Here is a 17,677-nt window from a genome sequence, read left to right as displayed (position 1 = left end):
CACGGCGGCCGTTCCCCCCTGCGCATGCACCAGTCAACAACCTGACGGGCCAACACATTCCAAGGCCATCAAGGCCATTCTGTTAGGAGTTCTTAGTACTCCAGCAGCGTTTCTCCATCTGTGCTGGTCAGAGTGCCCGTTTGGAGTCTAGCGGGCTGATGTCTCGTCAGGTTGGCGGTCGTTCGTTACTCACCTGATCGGGGTGCGTGCGGTGTCGGTAGTGGCAGATTCGGGCGATGGCTTGGTGGTGTCGTCGCCAGTTGGACCATCGGAGTCTGTGTGCGGGTGTAAGGATCGCGGTGGTCGTGCCTTCGGGGAACGGGCAAGATCCAGGAGTCGCCGGATTTCTGCCACGGTGAGGGGCGTGAGGATGGTCGAACCGATTCTTCGGCCCCCCTTTCGAAGGCACGGGCGGCCATGGCGGCAAGGAAGGCATGGGCGAGCATGGCCAGTGTGATGTGCCGGTACCAACCGACATAACGACGGACTTCGTACTGGTCCAGGCCGCATTCGTTCTTCGCGGCCTGGAAGCATTCCTCGATGGCCCAGCGGGAGCCGGCCACGCGCACCAGCTCTGCCACGCTCGTCTCGCAGGGTGCGTAGGCGAGGTAATAGGCGATCTCATCGGGCCGGCTCAGGCTGCGGTGGGCGAGCACCCAGCGACGACGGGTGGGCATCCCACTGCCAGGGCCCTCTGCCTCGGGCAGCTTTGCGGCGGCCCAGTCGTAGACACGCGGGCCCTTGGCCCCTTTTCCGCACGACAGTCGTTCCCATGCCTCGTCCGGAGCACCGGTCAGCAGGTGGTCGATGCGCCAGCTCCCGCTCTGGTACTTGACCTGCTGAGACTTCGGCACTGCCAGGACATAGCCGACCCCCGCCTCTTCCAGCGTGTCGCGGAAACGCCACTCCTGTCCGTAGGCGGCGTCCGCGGTGACCCAGGCGATGGGCAGAGCGGACGCCAGGGCACGCAAGAAAATCGTGCGGGCCAGCTCCGGCTTGGTGGCGAACGCCCGGGCAGCGGGAATCTTCGCCGCCCGGCACCGGTCCGGATCCTCGGTCCAGGACCTGGGCAGATACAACTCGCGGTCCACTAACGCCCGTCCCTTCGACGAGGCATAGGCGGCGAACACGCCGATTTGGCAGTTCTCGGTGCGGCCCGGGGCTTGTCCATGAACAACTGTCAGATTTGATCTGCGGGACGGTCATCAGTGGGGACGCTGGAACATGACTGTGCCTTCGCAAGTCCGCTTTCCCGCTGCCGAGTTGCAGTGCAAGTTGTCGTTCCCCAAGGACGGGAAGATGTCGGTGGCGGTCGCTCCCCAGTACTGCGGCGCTTTGGGCAAGCAGGCCAACTGCCAGGTCGCGGTGAGCGTGCACGCGGTCTCCGGCACCGCCTCCTGACCGCTGCAGTGGCGGTTGTTCGTGCCCCAGGAGTGGGCGCACGATGCCGGGCGGCGGCAGAAGACCGGAATACCGGAAGAGGTCGGACACCGGGAGAAGTGGCGCCTGGCCCTGGACACCATCGACGAGCTGGCCGGGTGGGGAATGGTGCCGCCGGTGGTGGTGGCCGACGCCGGCTACGGGCAGAACGCCGACTTCCGAGACGGCCTGGACGGCCGGGGCATCAAATATGTCGTCGCTGTCCGCTCGGATGTGACCGTTCACCCGCACGACGCGCAGCCCACCGCCCCGGCGTGGTCGGGCAACGGCCGCAAGCCGCAGCCCCGCTACCGGGACAAGCCGTCCCCGCTGTCTGCGCTGGCGGCCGGCCACGGACGGCAGGCCTTCACTGAGGTGACCTGGCGTGAAGGCTCCCGCGGGCCGATGCGCTCGCACTTCCTGGCAGTGCGGGTGCGGCCCGCCGGAGTCAGGGCCCGCCGTCTGGCCCGGGCCGCCGCCACCACCGCCGAACACCGGCACTGGGACGGTGTCCTGCCCGAGGTGACGCTGCTGGTCGAATGGCCCGAGGAAGCCGAAAGCACCCACCGGCTACTGGCTGTCCAACCTGCCCACCAGCACACCGCTGACCGGCTTGGTCCGTCTGGCCAAGATCCGCTGGCGTATCGAGCACGACTACCGCGAACTCAAGCACGGCCTCGGCCTGGACCACTTCGAGGGACGTTCCTGGGCCGGGTGGCATCATCACGTCACCCTGGTCACCGCCGCCCACGCGTTCCTCACCGAACAGCGTCTGGCCCCAAAAGCCGATACAGCGGACTCACCCTCTACCAGATCCTCGACGCCATCCAAGACCTGCTGAACTGCTGGACCGGCACCTGCACCACCTGCCACCGCCCCCTGCCCAGAACAACCACCACCAGCCCAGACCCAAGAGCCAGAGCAACCTAACGGAGTCCTACTAGGCGGTGCTGCCGGTGCGCAGGACTGTGGCGCGGAACGATGTCACCAGGGGCCGCAGGTCGACTCGGTGCCATGCGGCCCACAGCTGGATGCATGTGTCGTACCAGGGAAGCTCGCGCACCGCGACATCCTCGGTGGTGGCGCGCACCATGCTTTTCTGCACGAGTGCGAGTCCGAGTCCGGAGGCGACCAGACCGAGCGCGGTCAGTGGCTCGGCAGCGTCGAGGCGGATGTCGGGGGTGAAGCCGGCTGCCGTGCAGGTGGCGACGAATGTGTCCCGCCAGGCGGGGTCCTGGGCATTCTCGACCGCGATCCACGGCTGACCGTCGAGGTCCCCGGGAGTCACCTTCTCCTGGTCGGCGAGTGGATGCCCCGCGGGCAGGGCCAGGAGCAGCGGGTCCTCGAGCAGGGGTGCGGCCAGTAGGTCAGGGTCATCCGCGGTCGGAGGTTCGTGGACGAGCGCGATGTCGAGGCTGCGCTGCCGCAGGCCTACAAATTGCTCGATGGGCGGAAGGTTGTACAGAGCGATGTGGATGCCGGGGCGTTCGTTGTGCAGAGCGCGCAGTGCGCCGGGCAGGATGCCGGTGTGCATGGCGTCCGCGACGTAGCCGATGCACAGGCCGCCCTCTTCTCCGCGGCCCAGCCGTCGGCCCAGGTTCTCCAGACGATCAGCATGCCGCAGGAGCGCACGGGCTTCGGCCAGGAAGACCTGGCCGTCCCGGGTGAGCCGGATTCTTTGCTGGCCCCGTTCGAACAGGGTGAGGCCCAGGCTCTGCTCGAGTTGCGCGATCTGCCGGCTGAGCGGTGACTGGGACATGTGCAGCCGCTCGGCGGCCTGGCCGACGTGTTCGGTCTCGGCGACGGCGACGAAGTAGCGGAGTTGCCGCAGGTCAAGCATGTTAGACCTCTAGGGACTCAAGTGTGTCCAAGTAAGTCTTGGACAGTCTCAAGTCTAGATCCTAGCCTCGAACGAGTCAGACCGACGGACCGCGCGAACAGCGCATAAGTCACATCCATCGCAACTCGTACAGCAAGGATCCGCACCATGGCCATCAAGTCCTCCCTGCCCGGCCGCCTGGGCTTCGGCACCGCACCGCTGGGCAACATGTTCCGGGCCATACCCGACGAGGAGGCCGCGGCCACCGTGGATGCCGCCTGGGACAACGGCATCCGCTACTTCGACACCGCGCCCTTCTACGGCGCGGGCCTGTCCGAGATCCGGCTCGGTGAAGCCCTGGCCGGCCGCCCCCGCGACGAGTTCGTCCTGAGCACGAAGGTCGGCCGCGTCATCCTCGACGAGATCGAGGACCCCTCCGCCCGCGACCTGGGCGAGAAGGGCGGACTGTTCGAGCACGGACGCCCCAACAAGATCGTCAACGACTACTCGGCCGACGCCACGCTGCGCTCCATCGAGGACAGCCTCAAGCGACTGAAGACGGACCGCCTCGACATCGTGTGGGTGCACGACGTCGCGCAGGACTTCTACGGCGACGAGTGGCTCGCCGCGTACGAGACCGCCCGTACCGGCGCATTCCGGGTGCTGCAGAAGCTGCGCGACGAAGGCGTCATCAGGGCCTGGGGCCTCGGGGTCAACCGGGTCGAGCCCCTGGAGCTGACGCTGGACCTCGACGAGCCGAAGCCGGACGCGTTCCTCCTCGCCGGCCGCTACACGCTGCTCGACCACGAGCGCGCCCTGCAGCGGCTGCTGCCGGCCGCGAAGGCCCAGAACGTCGACATCGTCGTCGGCGGACCGTACAGCTCCGGCGTCCTGGCCGGTGGGCAGCACTTCGAGTACCAGAAGGCCCCCGCCCCGGTCATCACCAAGGTGGAGCGCATCAAGGCACTCGCAGGGCAGCACGGCGTCGGCATCAAGGCGGCAGCGCTGCAGTTCTCCCTTGCTCACCCCGCGGTCGTCGCGGCCATCCCCGGTGCCTCCCGGCCGAGCCGCATCGTGGAGGACGTCGCCGCACTCGGCGAGAGGGTCCCGGCGGCCTTCTGGACGGCTCTGCGCGCGGAGGGGCTGATCGCTCAGGACGCCCCCGTACCCAGCGCCTGACCTCCACCTCACCTGTTCAGGAGACGACCATGGCAACTACGACCGCAACCATCGACATCCCCGTGCCCGCCGCACGCGTCTGGCAGCTCATCGGCGGCTTCGACTCCCTGCCCGACTGGCTGCCCTACATTCCCACGAGCACGCTCAGTGAGGGCGGCCGCGTCCGCAGCCTCGCGAACGAGGAAGGCGGCGTCATCGTCGAACGCCTCGAAGCGTTCGACAGCCGGGCGCGCACGTACAGCTACTCCATTCTCCAGGCCCCGTTCCCCGTCACCGGCTACCGCTCCACCCTCACCGTGCACGAAGTGTCCGGCGGGCAGAGCCGTGTGGAGTGGTCCGGCACCTTCACACCGGCAGGGTCAAGCGAAGAAGAAGCGATCACCCTGTTCCGTGGCATCTACGCCGAGGGTCTGGCCGCACTGAAGAAGACACTCGACGCGTGAACACGGACACGGGATGCTCGGTAGCGCCGTCCGGCGTCGGACGGCGCCCGACGGGCGTCAACTGACCCCAGGGGACGGGACCTTGCGGGCTCCGTCCCGCTGCCCATCATGGACGAAGGCGGCGCGCGGCTGGCTGCGCGCCGCGACGGAGCGATTCGGCACTTCGCAAATCCCGATGACTTCTGGTTCGACGAAGAAGCCGGCGACGACGTCAAACACCACGGAATCCTGACAGTTGTCGGTGGGTGATGAGGCGGCAGGCCCGTTCGAGGAACGTTTCTGGGATGTCCAGCCTGGTGTCGTGGTCGTGGGTGCGGTCGGCGCAGAGTTGGTTGCTGGAGCAGAGCTCGCGTGTCAGGCGGTGAAGCCGCCGTCGACGTGGATCGATGCTCCGGTGATGTACGCGCCGTCCGCACTTGCCAGGTGGGCGACGGTGGCCGCGATCTCGGCCGCTTCCGCGTAGCGGCCAACAGCGGTGAACCCGGCGATCATCTCGGCGTTCGGCCCGTCGGCGGGGTTGGCGTCCGTGTCGGTGGGGCCGGGGTGCACCAGATTGACGGTGATTCCACGCGGGCCGAGTTCCCGGGCCAGGCCCTTCGTCATCCCGACCAGAGCCGTCTTGCTCATCGAGTACAGCGCCAGTCCGGGGAAGACCGCACGCTCGGCGACATTGCTGCCGATGCTGATGATCCGGCCGCCCCGGTCCATGTGACGCACTGCGGCCTGGGACGCCGCGAACGGGGCTCGGACGTTCACCGCCAGAGTGCGGTCGATCTCTGCCGACCCCAGGTCTTCAAGTGGGCCGACGAGGAAGACCCCGGCGTTGTTGACCAGGATGTCGAGTCTGCCGAACAGTGCGGCGGCCTCGTCCACCGCGGCGGTGAGTGCCTCAGGGACCGCGCTGTCGGCTTGGACGGCAAGGGCTCGGTGCCCCCTGGCCTTGATCTGCTCCACGACCTCGCCGGCGCGTTCCGCGTTGTTCTCATAGGTCAGGACGAGGTCGGCACCTTCTTCGGCCAGTCGTAATGCCACAGCGGCACCGATACCCCGGCTTCCGCCCGTGATCAAGGCCACGTTTCCTTCAAGTCGGTTCATGACGTTGAGCATTGCTGGGACCCGTGTCGGAAGCTGGCGGGAATCCGACCTGGCGTTCAACCGCCGGGACGGCACCCTCTGGCGGGCGGAGCCGTCGAATGTCGCCGGGCATGTCGCATACGTCGGCTCCCGATCGACGTGAGAGTAGAGGCAGCACATCCCAGGACTTCAGGAGCAACTCATCGTGACCGTAACCGCGGACATGGCCATCTCCCTCGACGGGTGCGTCGCCGGCACCAACGTCGCCATCGACAACCCGGCAGGCGACGGCGCCGAGCCGCTCTTCGAGTGGATCCACAACCTGGCGAGCTGGCGGCAGCGTCAGGGCATGACCGGCGGGGAGGAGAACCGTGACTCCGCGCTGATGCGCGAGTGGTTCGATGCCACCGGAGCGGTGGTCATGGGGCGGATGATGTACGACACGGGCGAGGAGTTCTGGGGTGACAACCCGCCGTTCAGGGCCCCGGTCTTCGTGCTCACCCACCGTCCCCGGCCGACCCTGGTCAAGGAGGGCGGCACCACCTTCACCTTCGTCACCGACGGCATCCACAGCGCCCTCGACCGGGCGAAGGCCGCCGCCGGGGACAGGAACGTCGACATCGCGGGCGGGGCGAGCACGGTGCAGCAGTATCTCAGGGAGGGGCTCATCGACGAGCTTCAGCTGCACGTGGTGCCCGTGCTCCTCGGAGAGGGACTGCGGCTCTTCGAGGGACTGGGCGCCGGGCGGCGGAACCTTGAGCCGGTCAGGGTGGTTGACACACCCCTCGCCACCCACGTGAAGTACCGCTTTATGAATTGACTGCTCCCCTCCCTGAAGGGAGGGGAGTCCATCCCTTCAGGGCCGAGCGGGGATTCCTGGCTCAGGCTGCCTCTGGGAGCAGCGCTCCCAGTGGTCTTACGCCCTCGACACCAGCCGGGTTCAGACCTGCCCGGACGAGCATCACGCGGGCGGAGTTCTTGTCTCTGGGGGAGACGACTCCGCATGCGGTGCAGGTGTAGGTGCGTTCGGACAACGGCAGTGCGTGTTTGGTTCTCGCTCCGCACGATGCGCAGTCCATGGTGGTGTGTGCAGGATGCACGAGACGGATGTCCCGTCCGTGCTTGCGGCCCATCTCGATCAGGGTCTTCTTCGTGGCGCCGATCGCGGCGTCCGCCGCCTTGCGCGCCATCGAGGACCTGGCGAGGAACTTCGGCCTGAAGTTCTCGATGGCGATGGCGATGGCGATGGCGATGGCGTCGTGGTCGGTCACGACCTTCTTCGCCCAATTGCGGCCGGTGCCCTGCCGCTGCCGGGCGATCTTCGCTTAGGTCTTCGCCCGCCACTTCTTCGCCTCGCGGTAGCCCTTCGAGGCGGCCTGCCCCGTCTTCGGCCGGCGGCGGGCCATCATCCGGTCGTAACGCGTCAGCCGGGCCTGCGCCTTGCGGCCGTGCTGGGCGTGCGGCAGATCATGGGCGTTGGATGTGGTGGTCGCGGTCTCCCTCACCCCCCAGTCCACGCCGCGCACCCGGCCGGTCTCCGGCAGCGGCTGCACTTCGGCTCGGACCACGATCGATGCGTACCAGTGCCCGACGCTGTCCCGGTACACGCGCACCGAGGAGGGCTCACCCGGCAGGCTGCGCGACCACACCCCCCTCAGCACGATCCCACCCGCCAGATGCAGGCGACCGTCCTTCAGCCGGAACCCGCGCCGGGTGTAGTTCAGCGTCGGCAACGCCTCGCGCTTCTTCTTCCACCCCGGCATACCGGCCCGCTGCCGCTGAGGCAGGCCCTCCCGAATGTCCTTGTGCGCCTTCGCGCGGGACTTGCCGAAGTCCCGGATCAGCTGCTGCTGAACAACCGAACTGCCCCCACGCAGCCACGACGTACGCTCCCGCGCCTGGGTCAGCATCCGGTCGAACTGCGCCGGGCCACAGGTCCGCTTCTGTCCCGTGGCCTTGTTGTGCAGGTGGACCGCCTTGGACTTGGCGACGCACTCGTTCCAGATCCACCGGCACCGGTCCCACTCCGCCAGCAGCGCCGTACCGGCGCCCGAGGACACGCGAAGCCGGTACGTGTACCGGGCGTGCCCGGCCCTGTCGGCTTCACTGGGTGTCATCATGGCACCAACATGACGTCATGATTCGTTTGTCACTCCGGATCCCGGCAGGCCTACCCGAACGGGTGACCGCCCGCGCCACCGCGGACCGGCGGTCCCTCAACTCCGAGATCCTGCACCCCCTGGGGGTCGCCCTCACCGCTCCCTGGCCGGACGCCGGATCGCCCAGCGGGGATCCGGCTTCCCCTGCCCCGCTCCGCGGGAAACCGGCTTCCTCCCCGGCCTGAAGGCCGGTGCATCCTCCGGGAATCCCGGTGACCCGGCACGGACGACGCTCGGTCCCGGCAGCCCGCTGCTGCTGCCGGGACCCAGGGCCTTCGGCGGTCCAGGACCAAGTCCCATCGATCTGTGTCGGCATACCGTCGCCGGCGGAGTCGCGGGTGGTCCGGCGCCCCGGTGGTGGTGGCGCCCCGGTGGGGCGGGGCGCTGGGCTGTGGTGGTTGTGGCTCAGGGGGTCGCGGCGACGGGTGTGCGCTCGGTCCCGAGCCGGGTGGCGCCGGTGTCGGCGTACATGGTGGTCTCGCCGTCGGTCCACACCACGATCGTGCCGCTGCGCCCGGTGAGGCGGAAGTCGCCGGAGGCCAGGAGCCTGGCGTGCTGCCCGGTGCCCGCCGCACCGGGCAGGACCGGGCTGTCCGTCGACGGGTGGTAGGGCGGTCTCGCGCCCACCGTGCGATGGGCGGCGGCGTCGTTGAACAGGTCCTTGGCGTCCTTGCCGTAGATGGGCGCGTACGTCACCCAGTCGTCGTTGGCGTCGTTGCCACCTCCGTTGTACCCACCGGTGTTACCGACGACCTTGCCGGTACCGGTGGAGCGGTTGTAGTCCTCGATCCACGGGCCGCCGGAGACCCCTCCGTAGAAGCCGGTGCAGGTCATGCGCACCTGCCGGTAACCGGGCAGGCGCGAGGTGGTGACGGGGCAGCGGATCGCCTGGTGCCTCACATTGACACTCTCGGAGCTGGGATACCCGATCACCGTGACCTTGTGGGTGTATTTGGTGGTGGGAGTGAACGTCAGAGCGCCCGTCACGTCCTCCACTTTGCCCCGGCTGTTGGGATCGACCTGCGCGAAGGCCAGGTCCAGGTCGGAGGTGGGCTTCTTGGTGTTGGCCACGTAGCGCGGATCGATGTACATCTGCGACACCGCGAAGACGCCGCGCGGCTGGTTCGCGGCGGACAGCCCGTCGCGGTACTGCGGCACGAAGATGCGGTGGGTGGCCCTCTGCAGACCGCGCCCGCAGTGCCCGGCGGTCAGGACGATGTCATGGGCGGCCGTGTGCACCACGCTGCCCGTGCAGTACGTGCTCTTGCCGCCCAAGGGCTTGCCGTCGAAGAAGAACGTGCCCACCATCGGGTGGCCGCCGAAGTGCTCGGGACGGGGCGTGCCGGCCGGCGGCCTGCTGCGCGTGCCGATGTGGGGCGCCGACGCCAGGGGGGTCCGGTTGGGTGCGCTGTCGAGCGGCACCGCGTTGTCCATGCGGTTGGCTGTCCAGTACTTCTCCTCCTCGCTCAGGCTCGGGCCGCCGGAGGAGGTCGGGGATACAGGCGGGTGGCTGGGCTGCGCGGGTGTCGGCGTCGCCGAGGGGGCAAGCGACGACGGCACGGGAGTACCGGACGCGGCAGGCGCCTGGCCCGTGCCGAGTATGCCCGCGCACAGACCGAGCGCCAGGGCCGGAATCCATCTGGAACTGGAACGCAACGAGGTGTCTTTCCGTCGTGGAGGAAGCCGAACGGAGGGCGATATCGATCTCACGCAATCGCACATATGTTCAGCGTGGCGGTTGGTAGCGTAGCGTCACATGCGGCTTGACGTGGCGTCATAAGGCAGACAGGCGAGGCAATGGGCCGATTGCGCACCGCGGCAGTGGTGGCACTGCCGCTCCTGCTGCCCCTCCTGGCCGCCGGCCCGGCCTCCGCCGCCGAACCGGCACCGCTGCCGCTCGGCAGTGTCCGGTCCTTGCATCCCGGCGACACGCTGACCGTCACCGCAGCGAGCGGACAGGCCGTGAACGGTGACACCAAGGTCAAGAAGATGCCCCCGCCCGACCGGGAGGAACACTGGGCGGCGCACACCACCTGGCCCCAGCCGGAATGGGATCTCAGGTCCTACCGAGCCGGCGGCCGCATCACGATCACCGACACCGACGACGAGGGACTGGACGGGGACATCGCCCTCTCGCCCTCCGACTTCGCCGACCGGGCCGTCCTGCGCGGCGCCCGAGCGGTCCCCACGCGGCAGGCGGCGCATCCCTCCGGGGGATCCCGCACCGAGGTGGTGGCCTTCTGACAGGCGCGGTACATCGGCGTAACCGTCGTCGTCCAGCTCCCGGCCGGCCGGTGTGCGACCCGTGATGGGCGGAGATCAGCTGGAGGGACCGTGTGGGGTGGGGACTCCCTTTCAAAGGAGTGACCAGACCCGGACCGCGAGGCGAAGCTGGACCGGATCGAGGGGGTCCTCCACCGCTTCCCGACCAAACCCCGTCGAAGCCCACTTCGGACCACTGAGGCAGTGCACCGTCGCCAACTCCCACCGACCCCGTGCCACCCCGTGCGGACCCGGCGCTCACGACGGCAGCCTGACCAAGAGGCTCCGGGGGTCAGACCACCAGCGCCGCGTACAGCCCACTGAATGTCTCACGAAGTTCCGACGTGGTGATCGGATCGATCTCCATCTGCAAATGGCACACGTCGTCGTCGCCGTTGGGAGTCAGGCGCACGAAAAGGGCGAAACCGTCCCCCACGGGCTCCGCCTTCAACGTCAGCGGATTGTTCCGACCGGGAGTCACCGCCGCCGAAAAGCGTCCACCCGACGGCGCGCGCAGATGAGCGAGCATGCGGGCCGCGAAGTCCACGACCTCCGCAGCGCTGAGATCCGCGGTGAAGTCAGCTGTCAGCCAGGCGGACCAATCTGCGGTGATCTGCCAGCTGTCCGCACGCGTCCGAGCCAGTGCCAGTCACACATCATCGTTGCCGAGGCGTATCCGCGGCTCTTCCATCGTCGCCCTCCGACATCCATGGTCTGGACTCAAGATCGTATGGGGCGGATCTCCGTCATCGGAAGTCGCCACTGGCCAGGAGCGCAAGCGGGAACCCGGCGAGAGCGCACCCGGACACGCCGACACGAGAAGTCGTCTCGTGGGTGGTGCGGGCACAGCCCGGCGAGAACGCCGTCACGAGGGTGTCAACTCTCGGTGCGCTGGACGGGCCCAGGCCGATTGCTCAGGTCTCGTCGACAGTGGGAACCGCCCGCTGATGATCGCGGGTGGCCGCCCAGGTGGTCAGCAGGCGCAGGCCGTCATCGGAGGAGGTGCCGGCCTCGGCGCCGTAGGCGAGGAGAGTCAGGCCTGCGTCGGCGACGAGTTCCATCGCTTCGAAGGTGAGGTGGAGGGTGCCGATGGCGGGATGGCTTTCACGAAGTACGTCTGACCCGGCGGCGACCCGTCGGCCGAGGCCTCGGACGCCGGTGACGGCGGTGTCGTGTACTGACGCTGTACGCCCACCGTGGCGACCCCCTTCTTCAGGTCGCCGGTCTCATCGACCACCAACACCGCTTCCTCATCGTGCAGTTGTCCGACGACGAAGCCGCGGAGATCGTCACGGAACACGGCGGCATCCCACTCCGTCCTCGGCAACGGATGCTGCAGGCCGTACGGGGTCGCATCGCCGGCATGCTCGGTCGGCGTCCAGCAGTCCAGGGCGCCTCCGGCCCGGCCGAGGCGCCCACGTTTCCGGTTCGCTGCCCGCACCGAGACGATCAAGAACCAGGGGATCGGGCTGATCACGAGCGGCGGTGACGTTCAGTAGTTGCTGACTGACAGCCGCTTACGATCTTCCGTTTCTGACTCTGCGCCGTACCACTGTCACTCCTGCAGGTTCAGCTGCCAGGAGACGCCGAAGCGGTCGTTCACCCAGCCGAACTTGGCGCTGAAGCCGTACGAGCCCAGCGGCATCAGCTCCGTGCCCTGTTCGGCGAGGGCACCGTAGAGGCGGTTGAGCTCGGCCTCGGTGTCGCACTCGACGAACAGCGACACGGCCGGGGTGAACCCGAAGGCGTGCTTGACGTAGCTGTCGATGCACATGAACCGCTGTCCGGCGAGCGAGAACGTGGCGCGCTGGACCGTGCCCGCCTCGCCGGGGCCGTCGGCGCCGTAGCGGGAGATGTCGACGACCTCGGCGTCGTCGAACAACGACACGTAGAAGGTCAGCGCCTCCTCCGCCCTGCCCTCGAACATGAGGAAAGTGGTGATCTTCTGTGGCATCGAGGCCATGGTGCTGCCCTCCGGTTACAGGCGTCAGTCCTTCGAGGACGAGGCTAGGACCTGCCTCTGACACCGGCCTCACGGACACCGCCGGCCACCATCGTTTCGGTGATCGACACGTGCGCGCATGGCCGAGCTGGAGACGCGCAGCCCATATCGCAGTGCGATTTGTCCAGCCGCCCGGAACAGGGCGTCGGTCGCTCCCGCTCTTCCCTCGGAGGCACCTGTCCGGCGCGCGTGCTGCAACGCCGCGCGCCCCGGAGCTGGACACGCCTGAGGGGCCGGCACATCGTGCCGGCCCCTCAGGATTTTAGTAGCGGGGACAGGATTTGAACCTGCGACCTCTGGGTTATGAGCCCAGCGAGCTACCGAGCTGCTCCACCCCGCGTCGGATTCCTCTACCCTACGCCAATTATCCCGGCCCCGAGACCATGATCGTCGTGGACCCGTCGGATTGCCGAGAACGCGCTGAGCGCCGGACGGACTCCCCGATGGGCGGCCTTCCGCGGGCGCTGTCGGTGTTGGAGGAACGTCCCGTGCGGTGGGCGGCCCGGCTGACGTCGTACGGTCACGACACCCTCACCTACGGCTGCGCCCGCCCCCGCCCGGTGAGGAGGAAGCGGACCGGCAGGTGGTGGAGCTGATCCCGTCGCAGATGGCGGCTCAGCTCCGGATGCCGCCCGCCGACGGGCCGGCCGAGCAGGTCTGTACGGCCTCGTGCGACCACGGGATCAAGCGGTGGCGGCAGTATCTGACGCAGGAGCAGACGGGGTCGGTGGCATACGGGTTGTGGCTGCACCCACGCTGCAACGCCTCGTACTCACCGGGGCCGACCCGGACAGCATCAGCGCCGCCCAGCTCTACCAGGCGGCGCCCGGTGGCGAGTTGGTGCCCAAAACGGCTGCGGCGAGGTCGACGAGACCGGCGCGGCCGTCTGCCGCGAGAGTGTCGAGAATCTTCTCGTCCTCAGCGGCGAGGTGCACGGGATCGCGAGTGACTACCGGGGATTCAGCGAAAGCGGAACCGTCGCTCCCGAGCATGGCTTCCTGCTCCGGGACAGCGCGCCTTGCAGGGGGTCCCAGTAGTGGCCGCGCCCTCCCATGAACTGACGGAGCATGGCGAAGGCGTTGATGTCGAGCACCGCCGCGGTGCGCGGCAGTCGTTGACCGAGCAGGTCTTCGCGCTGTTCTCGAGTCCGTGACTGGGTCGCGCAGGTGATTTCGCAGCCGGCTGTGCTCAGCGCCACCCAGTTGACATCGGCGCGCCTGGCGAGGACGTCGGCGATCGCTACGACGCTGCCGGGGCGGCAGCGGAGTCGCACCAGCCATCTGCTCTGTCCCAGCGCCCCCGGGTTGACCACGCCGGCGACGCGGATGATGCCATCGGCGCGCAGATGGTGATACCGGCGGTTGACCGTGCCTTCGGTGAGGCCGGGCGCGACCGCTGTCGAGGCGAAGGAAACCCGTGGAGCGATCCGCAGTGCACCGGGGAAGTAAGGCGGCCTTGAACATGTTCATGCGCAGCTTCGCGACCCGGCAGGCCGAGACGCAGCGCGCCTTCGTCCTCATGGCGCCAAGCTGGATTCGCACCGCACTCGGGGGGCCGGACGATCTGGAGTGGGCATCGCATCGGCCTCCGTGCACCACATGTCCGACCCCGACCGTATTTTGCGCCAGGTCCACGACCTGCTGCTGCCAAACGGGCTGTTCGCAGCGGTATGGCTTCCTGGACCTGTGCCGGCCACTCGGCTCGTAGTGTGCCGGCCACAGGCCTGCGGTGGGTTCCCCTGCGACCCGTGCGGATCATGACGGTTGCTCTCTGGCGGTAGGCAGTTTCGCCGTGTAGCGTCGTTGTCAGATGTCGTGGTTCGCAGTATCTGCCCGCGCTCCGGCGTGGGCGTTTTGCTGTGCAGTGCAGGACCAGGGCGATCACCTCCGGGTCCGCGCGGTGCGGAGCCCGATATCGACTGGAAGGCACCAGCATGGCCAGCGGAACCGTCAAGTGGTTCAACGCAGAAAAGGGCTTCGGCTTCATCTCCCAGGACGGTGGCGGACCGGACGTGTTCGCGCACTACTCCAACATCAACGCCAGCGGTTTCCGCGAGCTTCAGGAAGGCCAGGCGGTCACCTTCGACGTGACCCAGGGCCAGAAGGGCCCGCAGGCGGAGAACATCACGCCCGCCTGACCTCGCGGCCAGGATGTATGTCAGGGTCCCGGAGCACGTGCTCCGGGACCCTGGTGTGGCTCTTACGTTTATTCGCCGATTCGCGCAGGTCCGTCGGCACGCGGTGAACACACCCCGCCTGGTATCCCTGGTCCGGATCGGTGCACGCTCCGAGCGCGGCGAGCCTGTCGAACGGCCGGAAGGACTCGCGGCATGACCGGCCTCCACACCGACGAAGAGCCAGACGAGGAGCCCGCCGAGCACCGGCGCTTCGCCTGCTACCTGCAGGCCCTCGATGCCGTCGCCGAGACGGACGAGGCCGACTTGGTGGCCGCCGTCCTTCGCGACCAGGACACGACGATGGCGGACAGCGCAGTGGGCCGCCATCTGGATCGCCGGGCTGCCGACTTGCTGACCGGCCCCGCGTTCACGGCCTGGGCCCGGACAATGACCGAGGTGATCGCGGATCGCGACTTCCTCACCCTCCGTCTCCGCGAGTGGACCCTGCTCAGAACCATCGCCCTGGGCAAGCCGTGGGCCGCCGAGGATCTCACCGGCGCATCCGACTGGTTCCAGCGCATGGCCACAACCACGCAGGTCGTGGCCTCACCCGAGGCCCTCAGGCTGCTGGCCGAACACGGACGAACCCGCCGCGTACGAAACGCGGCGAGCCGTCAGCTGCAACACCGGGACCAGCCCAATTGACTTGATCCACAGGCCTTGACGATTCCTGTCGTCAGTGCGACCGGGCGCCGTAGTGCGGCCCGAACGGCTGACTGCCCGGTTGCGTCAGGGGGCAGCGGAAGTAGTGGGAGCTGCCGGGGCAGTGGGGGCCGTGAAGGTGGTGACGAGCGCCCGGGCGCGGTTCCGGAAGGCTTCGTCCTGGCGAATGATGCGGTCTTCCACTCCCGAGCGGATGATCCGCGCGTCGCCGTCGGCGAGGGCGGACAGCCGGCGCAGGTGGTCGGCGGTCAAGGCGGCGACACCGAGGGCCTCCAGGGCGTCGCAGGCACCCGTCGGGTCGGCTTCCTGTTCGGCGGACCGCAGGACGGCCGAGGCGAGCGCAGTGCGGTCCAGCGAGGCGGGTGCCGCCACGGCCGTGAGGGCCAGCACCGCGGCCGGCACCTGCACGGGATGGTCCAGCAGGGTCTTCAGGCGGGAGGTCAGCGGCCGCCCCGCCGGGCCGAGGAGGGCCGTCGTACGAGCGGCCCGCACCGCCGACCACTGGGACCAGGAGTTCTGTTCGGCCCGGGCGAAGACCGAGTCCAGAGCAGCGACCACCGTGGCGACGTCCTCCGTGACGTGCCACAGAGCCTCGGCGAGCGCCGTGGCCGCGTCCAGCGCGGGTGTGGCCGTTTCGCCGTCCGAGCCGCTGAGCGCCTCGCGCAGGACCGGGGCCAGGGCCGCCGCCCGAGGACCGAGCGCGCCGACCGTCCCCACGGCCTCCCTGAGCCGGCGGCCACCGCTGCGAAGCTCCCGGTCGAGGCAGTGCACCAGGGGCTCGTGCTCGGCGACGAGGTCGTACACGGCCTTCGCCGCCGGGAGTGAGCCCTCCCCGGCCACCGCCCGCAACACCGCGACCGCTTCAGCGCGTTCGCCAGGCACGCTGTCAAGGGCGATGGCGGCGATGGCAGGGGCGACCTGGCCCGGGAAGCGCACGAGTGCCTCGTACAGCTCGGGCAGCGCCGACGCGGCCCGGGCGCCCCACCCGCCCAGGAGGCTCGTCAGCAGCCCAGGTTCGTTGCCGCTCAGGGCCTCGGGCCGGAGGAGGCGGTGCCGGATCGCGCCGAGGAGTTCACCGTCGTACGGGAAGGCGGAGCCCGCCGGACGCAGGAACCCGGCAGCGGCGTCGAGCGCCCGCGGCCGTCGTCCGAGCCCGCTTGCCAGGAACGGCGAGGCATGGGCGGGCGCGACAAGGACGAGCGCGGCCAGCGCACGGTCCGCGTGGTCATCCGCCTGGTCCGGGTTCCGGCCGGCGAGCGGGGCCAGGACGTCCGCGGCCGCTGCGGCGGCGGTGCCCAGACGGCCCAGCAGCGACGCCATCGCGACCACTGCCTCCTCGTCGACGGCCGCCGCGCGCAGGCCGGCCAGCAACCGCCGTGGCGCGCCGCGGGAGAGCATGCAGGCGCGGTCGGCCGTCCAGACGGCCTTGGCCCGCACTTCGGCCCGGCCGTCGCGCAGGGCCGCGTCGACCAGCGCGAACGCCGCCTCCCGGTCCGCGAGGCGATCCCTGCTCAGCAGGGCCTCCACGACGGCCGTGAACGGCTCGTTGCGTTCCAGGTCGAGGCAGTCGCCGCCGAGCCGTTCGGTCGGCAGAAGGGACAGCATCGTCGTGTGATGCGCCTCGGTCCAGGGCAGGCCCGCATCGAGGCAGGCGAAGAGGGCGGCCATGCGTATCCCGGCCGGCTGGGACGGGTCCAGGACGGTGGCGGCCGCCGCCGCACCGGCCGGCGGGTCGAGCCGCGAGATCCCGGAAAGGACCTCCGCGCGCACCAGCGGCTCGGCCTCCTCCTCCCAGCGCCTGCGGAGGGCGGGGAGCACGAGCGCGGTCGCACCGGTGTGGGACACCGCCCACACGGCGGTCCGACGGAACTCCGGCTCCGCGGCGTCCAGCAGGGGCAGGAGCAGCGGAAGTTGTCCGGCCACGGCCGCCCGGACCGCGCCCGATGTCACGCCGTGCTCGTCCTCGCTCTCGGCCATGCCTCCGAGCAGCATCAACACGTCAGCCACCTGGTGGCCGGCCACCGCGATCCTGGCCAGGAACGGCGCCACTTCCGCACTGGCGGCATAGACCGTCCCCTGGTGCAGCACGCTTCCGTACAACTCCGACAGCGCTTCCCCAGCCGCCCCCGCGTCGCTGTCGGCCAGGGCCCGCAGCAGATCGGGGAGGTCCTCCGAGCTGCCGTAGGCGTGGCTGAAGGAGGACCAGGGGTGGGAGTCCAAGTCGTCGAGCGGGTGTACGAGTTCCATGCGGAGCATCGTGCCAGCCACGTACGACATCAGAGTCAGTTGGCCTTACGTTCCAGGATTCGTCGGGGTGGACCGCCCAGGAGTGCCAGGTGTGGCTTTCAGACGGCTGCCACCTGTGGCTGAAGTGGCTTGGCCGCCCGATCTCCCGCGATGATCCGGCCGCCGGACCACGACGATCCGACCGTCGGATCCGGGCCGGCTTCGACAGCGGCCGCGCATCGCCCCCCCACCTTG

At 69.0% G+C, this 17,677-nt stretch carries 16 protein-coding genes, 1 tRNA gene and 5 pseudogenes; 10 read left to right on the top strand and 12 right to left on the bottom strand.

Annotation, left to right across the window (positions count from 1 at the left end; all coding sequences use genetic code 11):
- Window positions 1-311 precede the first annotated feature (311 nt).
- Window positions 312-1,157: pseudogene (locus ACZ7M3_RS37760) on the bottom strand (IS701 family transposase); the annotation flags it as partial.
- 118 nt (window positions 1,158-1,275) lie between these two features.
- On the opposite strand from ACZ7M3_RS37760, the pseudogene ACZ7M3_RS37755 reads away from it, so the two are divergent.
- Window positions 1,276-2,260: pseudogene (locus ACZ7M3_RS37755) on the top strand (IS701 family transposase); the annotation flags it as partial.
- A gap of 99 nt (window positions 2,261-2,359) precedes the next feature.
- On the opposite strand, the gene ACZ7M3_RS37750 reads toward ACZ7M3_RS37755, so the two are convergent.
- On the bottom strand, window positions 2,360-3,259 hold the full coding sequence (locus tag ACZ7M3_RS37750) for a LysR substrate-binding domain-containing protein (RefSeq protein WP_472069522.1): 900 nt from the start codon (window positions 3,257-3,259) through the stop codon (window positions 2,360-2,362).
- A 147-nt stretch (window positions 3,260-3,406) separates the two neighbouring features.
- Here ACZ7M3_RS37750 and ACZ7M3_RS37745 point away from each other — a divergent pair, with 147 nt between their 5' ends.
- The 3 genes from ACZ7M3_RS37745 (at window position 3,407) to ACZ7M3_RS37735 (ending at window position 5,109) form a co-directional block, all read left to right on the top strand.
- Window positions 3,407-4,417: an aldo/keto reductase gene (locus ACZ7M3_RS37745; protein ID WP_095850646.1), complete on the top strand. Its 1,011-nt coding sequence runs from the start codon at window positions 3,407-3,409 to the stop codon at window positions 4,415-4,417.
- 29 nt (window positions 4,418-4,446) lie between these two features.
- Window positions 4,447-4,860: an SRPBCC family protein gene (locus ACZ7M3_RS37740; RefSeq protein ID WP_472069520.1), complete on the top strand. Its 414-nt coding sequence runs from the start codon at window positions 4,447-4,449 to the stop codon at window positions 4,858-4,860.
- Between the two features lie 108 nt (window positions 4,861-4,968).
- Window positions 4,969-5,109, top strand: a complete 141-nt coding sequence (locus ACZ7M3_RS37735; protein ID WP_472069518.1) for a hypothetical protein — start codon at window positions 4,969-4,971, stop codon at window positions 5,107-5,109.
- A 105-nt stretch (window positions 5,110-5,214) separates the two neighbouring features.
- Here the strand turns inward: ACZ7M3_RS37735 and ACZ7M3_RS37730 are convergent, their stop codons facing one another.
- Entirely contained in the window at window positions 5,215-5,955 is a 741-nt protein-coding gene (locus tag ACZ7M3_RS37730) for an SDR family NAD(P)-dependent oxidoreductase (protein WP_472069516.1), read from the bottom strand.
- A gap of 184 nt (window positions 5,956-6,139) precedes the next feature.
- On the opposite strand from ACZ7M3_RS37730, the gene ACZ7M3_RS37725 reads away from it, so the two are divergent.
- Window positions 6,140-6,754, top strand: a complete 615-nt coding sequence (locus ACZ7M3_RS37725; protein ID WP_472069514.1) for a dihydrofolate reductase family protein — start codon at window positions 6,140-6,142, stop codon at window positions 6,752-6,754.
- Between the two features lie 61 nt (window positions 6,755-6,815).
- Here ACZ7M3_RS37725 and ACZ7M3_RS37720 read toward each other — a convergent pair.
- Window positions 6,816-8,054, bottom strand: a pseudogene (locus ACZ7M3_RS37720) (RNA-guided endonuclease InsQ/TnpB family protein).
- A gap of 17 nt (window positions 8,055-8,071) precedes the next feature.
- Between ACZ7M3_RS37720 and ACZ7M3_RS37715 the strand changes: the two are divergent.
- Window positions 8,072-8,278 (top strand): Arc family DNA-binding protein, encoded by a 207-nt coding sequence (locus tag ACZ7M3_RS37715; RefSeq protein ID WP_472069512.1) that lies wholly within the window; start codon window positions 8,072-8,074, stop codon window positions 8,276-8,278.
- Between the two features lie 220 nt (window positions 8,279-8,498).
- Here ACZ7M3_RS37715 and ACZ7M3_RS37710 read toward each other — a convergent pair whose 3' ends face one another.
- Entirely contained in the window at window positions 8,499-9,653 is a 1,155-nt protein-coding gene (locus ACZ7M3_RS37710) for a trypsin-like serine peptidase (RefSeq protein WP_472069510.1), read from the bottom strand.
- A gap of 237 nt (window positions 9,654-9,890) precedes the next feature.
- Here ACZ7M3_RS37710 and ACZ7M3_RS37705 point away from each other — a divergent pair, with 237 nt between their 5' ends.
- Entirely contained in the window at window positions 9,891-10,337 is a 447-nt protein-coding gene (locus ACZ7M3_RS37705; RefSeq protein ID WP_472069508.1) for a hypothetical protein, read from the top strand.
- A 310-nt stretch (window positions 10,338-10,647) separates the two neighbouring features.
- On the opposite strand, the gene ACZ7M3_RS37700 is transcribed toward ACZ7M3_RS37705, so the two are convergent.
- The 6 genes and pseudogenes from ACZ7M3_RS37700 to ACZ7M3_RS37675 form a co-directional block, all read right to left on the bottom strand.
- Window positions 10,648-10,902: a hypothetical protein gene (locus ACZ7M3_RS37700; RefSeq protein ID WP_472069506.1), complete on the bottom strand. Its 255-nt coding sequence runs from the start codon at window positions 10,900-10,902 to the stop codon at window positions 10,648-10,650.
- Window positions 10,903-11,269: 367 nt separating this feature from the next.
- Window positions 11,270-11,416 carry a hypothetical protein gene (locus tag ACZ7M3_RS37695; RefSeq protein ID WP_472069504.1) on the bottom strand — a complete coding sequence of 49 codons (147 nt, stop codon included), beginning with the start codon at window positions 11,414-11,416 and terminating at the stop codon, window positions 11,270-11,272.
- 110 nt (window positions 11,417-11,526) lie between these two features.
- Window positions 11,527-11,742 (bottom strand): annotated as a pseudogene (locus ACZ7M3_RS37690) (transposase); the annotation flags it as partial.
- Window positions 11,743-11,910: 168 nt separating this feature from the next.
- Window positions 11,911-12,309 (bottom strand): VOC family protein, encoded by a 399-nt coding sequence (locus ACZ7M3_RS37685; RefSeq protein ID WP_472069502.1) that lies wholly within the window; start codon window positions 12,307-12,309, stop codon window positions 11,911-11,913.
- A 314-nt stretch (window positions 12,310-12,623) separates the two neighbouring features.
- Window positions 12,624-12,697: transfer RNA gene (locus ACZ7M3_RS37680), tRNA-Met, on the bottom strand.
- A 472-nt stretch (window positions 12,698-13,169) separates the two neighbouring features.
- Complete coding sequence (locus tag ACZ7M3_RS37675; protein WP_472069500.1) at window positions 13,170-13,292, bottom strand: hypothetical protein; 123 nt, start codon at window positions 13,290-13,292, stop codon at window positions 13,170-13,172.
- A 496-nt stretch (window positions 13,293-13,788) separates the two neighbouring features.
- Between ACZ7M3_RS37675 and ACZ7M3_RS37670 the strand changes: the two are divergent.
- The 3 genes and pseudogenes from ACZ7M3_RS37670 to ACZ7M3_RS37660 all read left to right on the top strand — a co-directional run.
- Window positions 13,789-13,917, top strand: a pseudogene (locus tag ACZ7M3_RS37670) (3-oxoacyl-ACP reductase); the annotation flags it as partial.
- 373 nt (window positions 13,918-14,290) lie between these two features.
- A complete protein-coding gene (locus ACZ7M3_RS37665) occupies window positions 14,291-14,494 on the top strand; it encodes a cold-shock protein (protein WP_060899524.1) in 204 nt (67 codons plus the stop codon).
- Window positions 14,495-14,686: 192 nt separating this feature from the next.
- Window positions 14,687-15,178 (top strand): hypothetical protein, encoded by a 492-nt coding sequence (locus ACZ7M3_RS37660; protein WP_472069498.1) that lies wholly within the window; start codon window positions 14,687-14,689, stop codon window positions 15,176-15,178.
- Between the two features lie 84 nt (window positions 15,179-15,262).
- Here ACZ7M3_RS37660 and ACZ7M3_RS37655 read toward each other — a convergent pair whose 3' ends face one another.
- Window positions 15,263-17,443, bottom strand: coding sequence for a hypothetical protein (locus tag ACZ7M3_RS37655; protein WP_472069496.1), 2,181 nt, complete (start codon window positions 17,441-17,443; stop codon window positions 15,263-15,265).
- Window positions 17,444-17,677 lie beyond the last annotated feature (234 nt).

Source organism: Streptomyces sp. NPDC111656, assembly GCF_055656965.1.
This window is presented reverse-complemented; position numbering and strand designations above follow the sequence as displayed.

Excerpts from the sequence above, each read along its gene's own strand:
- ACZ7M3_RS37750 (WP_472069522.1), bottom strand. The coding sequence starts at position 3,259 with ATGCTTGACCTGCGGCAACTCCGCTACTTCGTCGCCGTCGCCGAGACC.
- ACZ7M3_RS37745 (WP_095850646.1), top strand. The coding sequence starts at position 3,407 with ATGGCCATCAAGTCCTCCCTGCCCGGCCGCCTGGGCTTCGGCACCGCA.
- ACZ7M3_RS37740 (WP_472069520.1), top strand. The coding sequence starts at position 4,447 with ATGGCAACTACGACCGCAACCATCGACATCCCCGTGCCCGCCGCACGC.
- ACZ7M3_RS37735 (WP_472069518.1), top strand. The coding sequence starts at position 4,969 with ATGGACGAAGGCGGCGCGCGGCTGGCTGCGCGCCGCGACGGAGCGATT.
- ACZ7M3_RS37730 (WP_472069516.1), bottom strand. The coding sequence starts at position 5,955 with ATGAACCGACTTGAAGGAAACGTGGCCTTGATCACGGGCGGAAGCCGG.
- ACZ7M3_RS37715 (WP_472069512.1), top strand. The coding sequence starts at position 8,072 with ATGATTCGTTTGTCACTCCGGATCCCGGCAGGCCTACCCGAACGGGTG.
- ACZ7M3_RS37705 (WP_472069508.1), top strand. The coding sequence starts at position 9,891 with ATGGGCCGATTGCGCACCGCGGCAGTGGTGGCACTGCCGCTCCTGCTG.
- ACZ7M3_RS37695 (WP_472069504.1), bottom strand. The coding sequence starts at position 11,416 with ATGGAACTCGTCGCCGACGCAGGCCTGACTCTCCTCGCCTACGGCGCC.
- ACZ7M3_RS37685 (WP_472069502.1), bottom strand. The coding sequence starts at position 12,309 with ATGCCACAGAAGATCACCACTTTCCTCATGTTCGAGGGCAGGGCGGAG.
- ACZ7M3_RS37665 (WP_060899524.1), top strand. The coding sequence starts at position 14,291 with ATGGCCAGCGGAACCGTCAAGTGGTTCAACGCAGAAAAGGGCTTCGGC.
- ACZ7M3_RS37660 (WP_472069498.1), top strand. The coding sequence starts at position 14,687 with ATGACCGGCCTCCACACCGACGAAGAGCCAGACGAGGAGCCCGCCGAG.
- ACZ7M3_RS37655 (WP_472069496.1), bottom strand. The coding sequence starts at position 17,443 with ATGGAACTCGTACACCCGCTCGACGACTTGGACTCCCACCCCTGGTCC.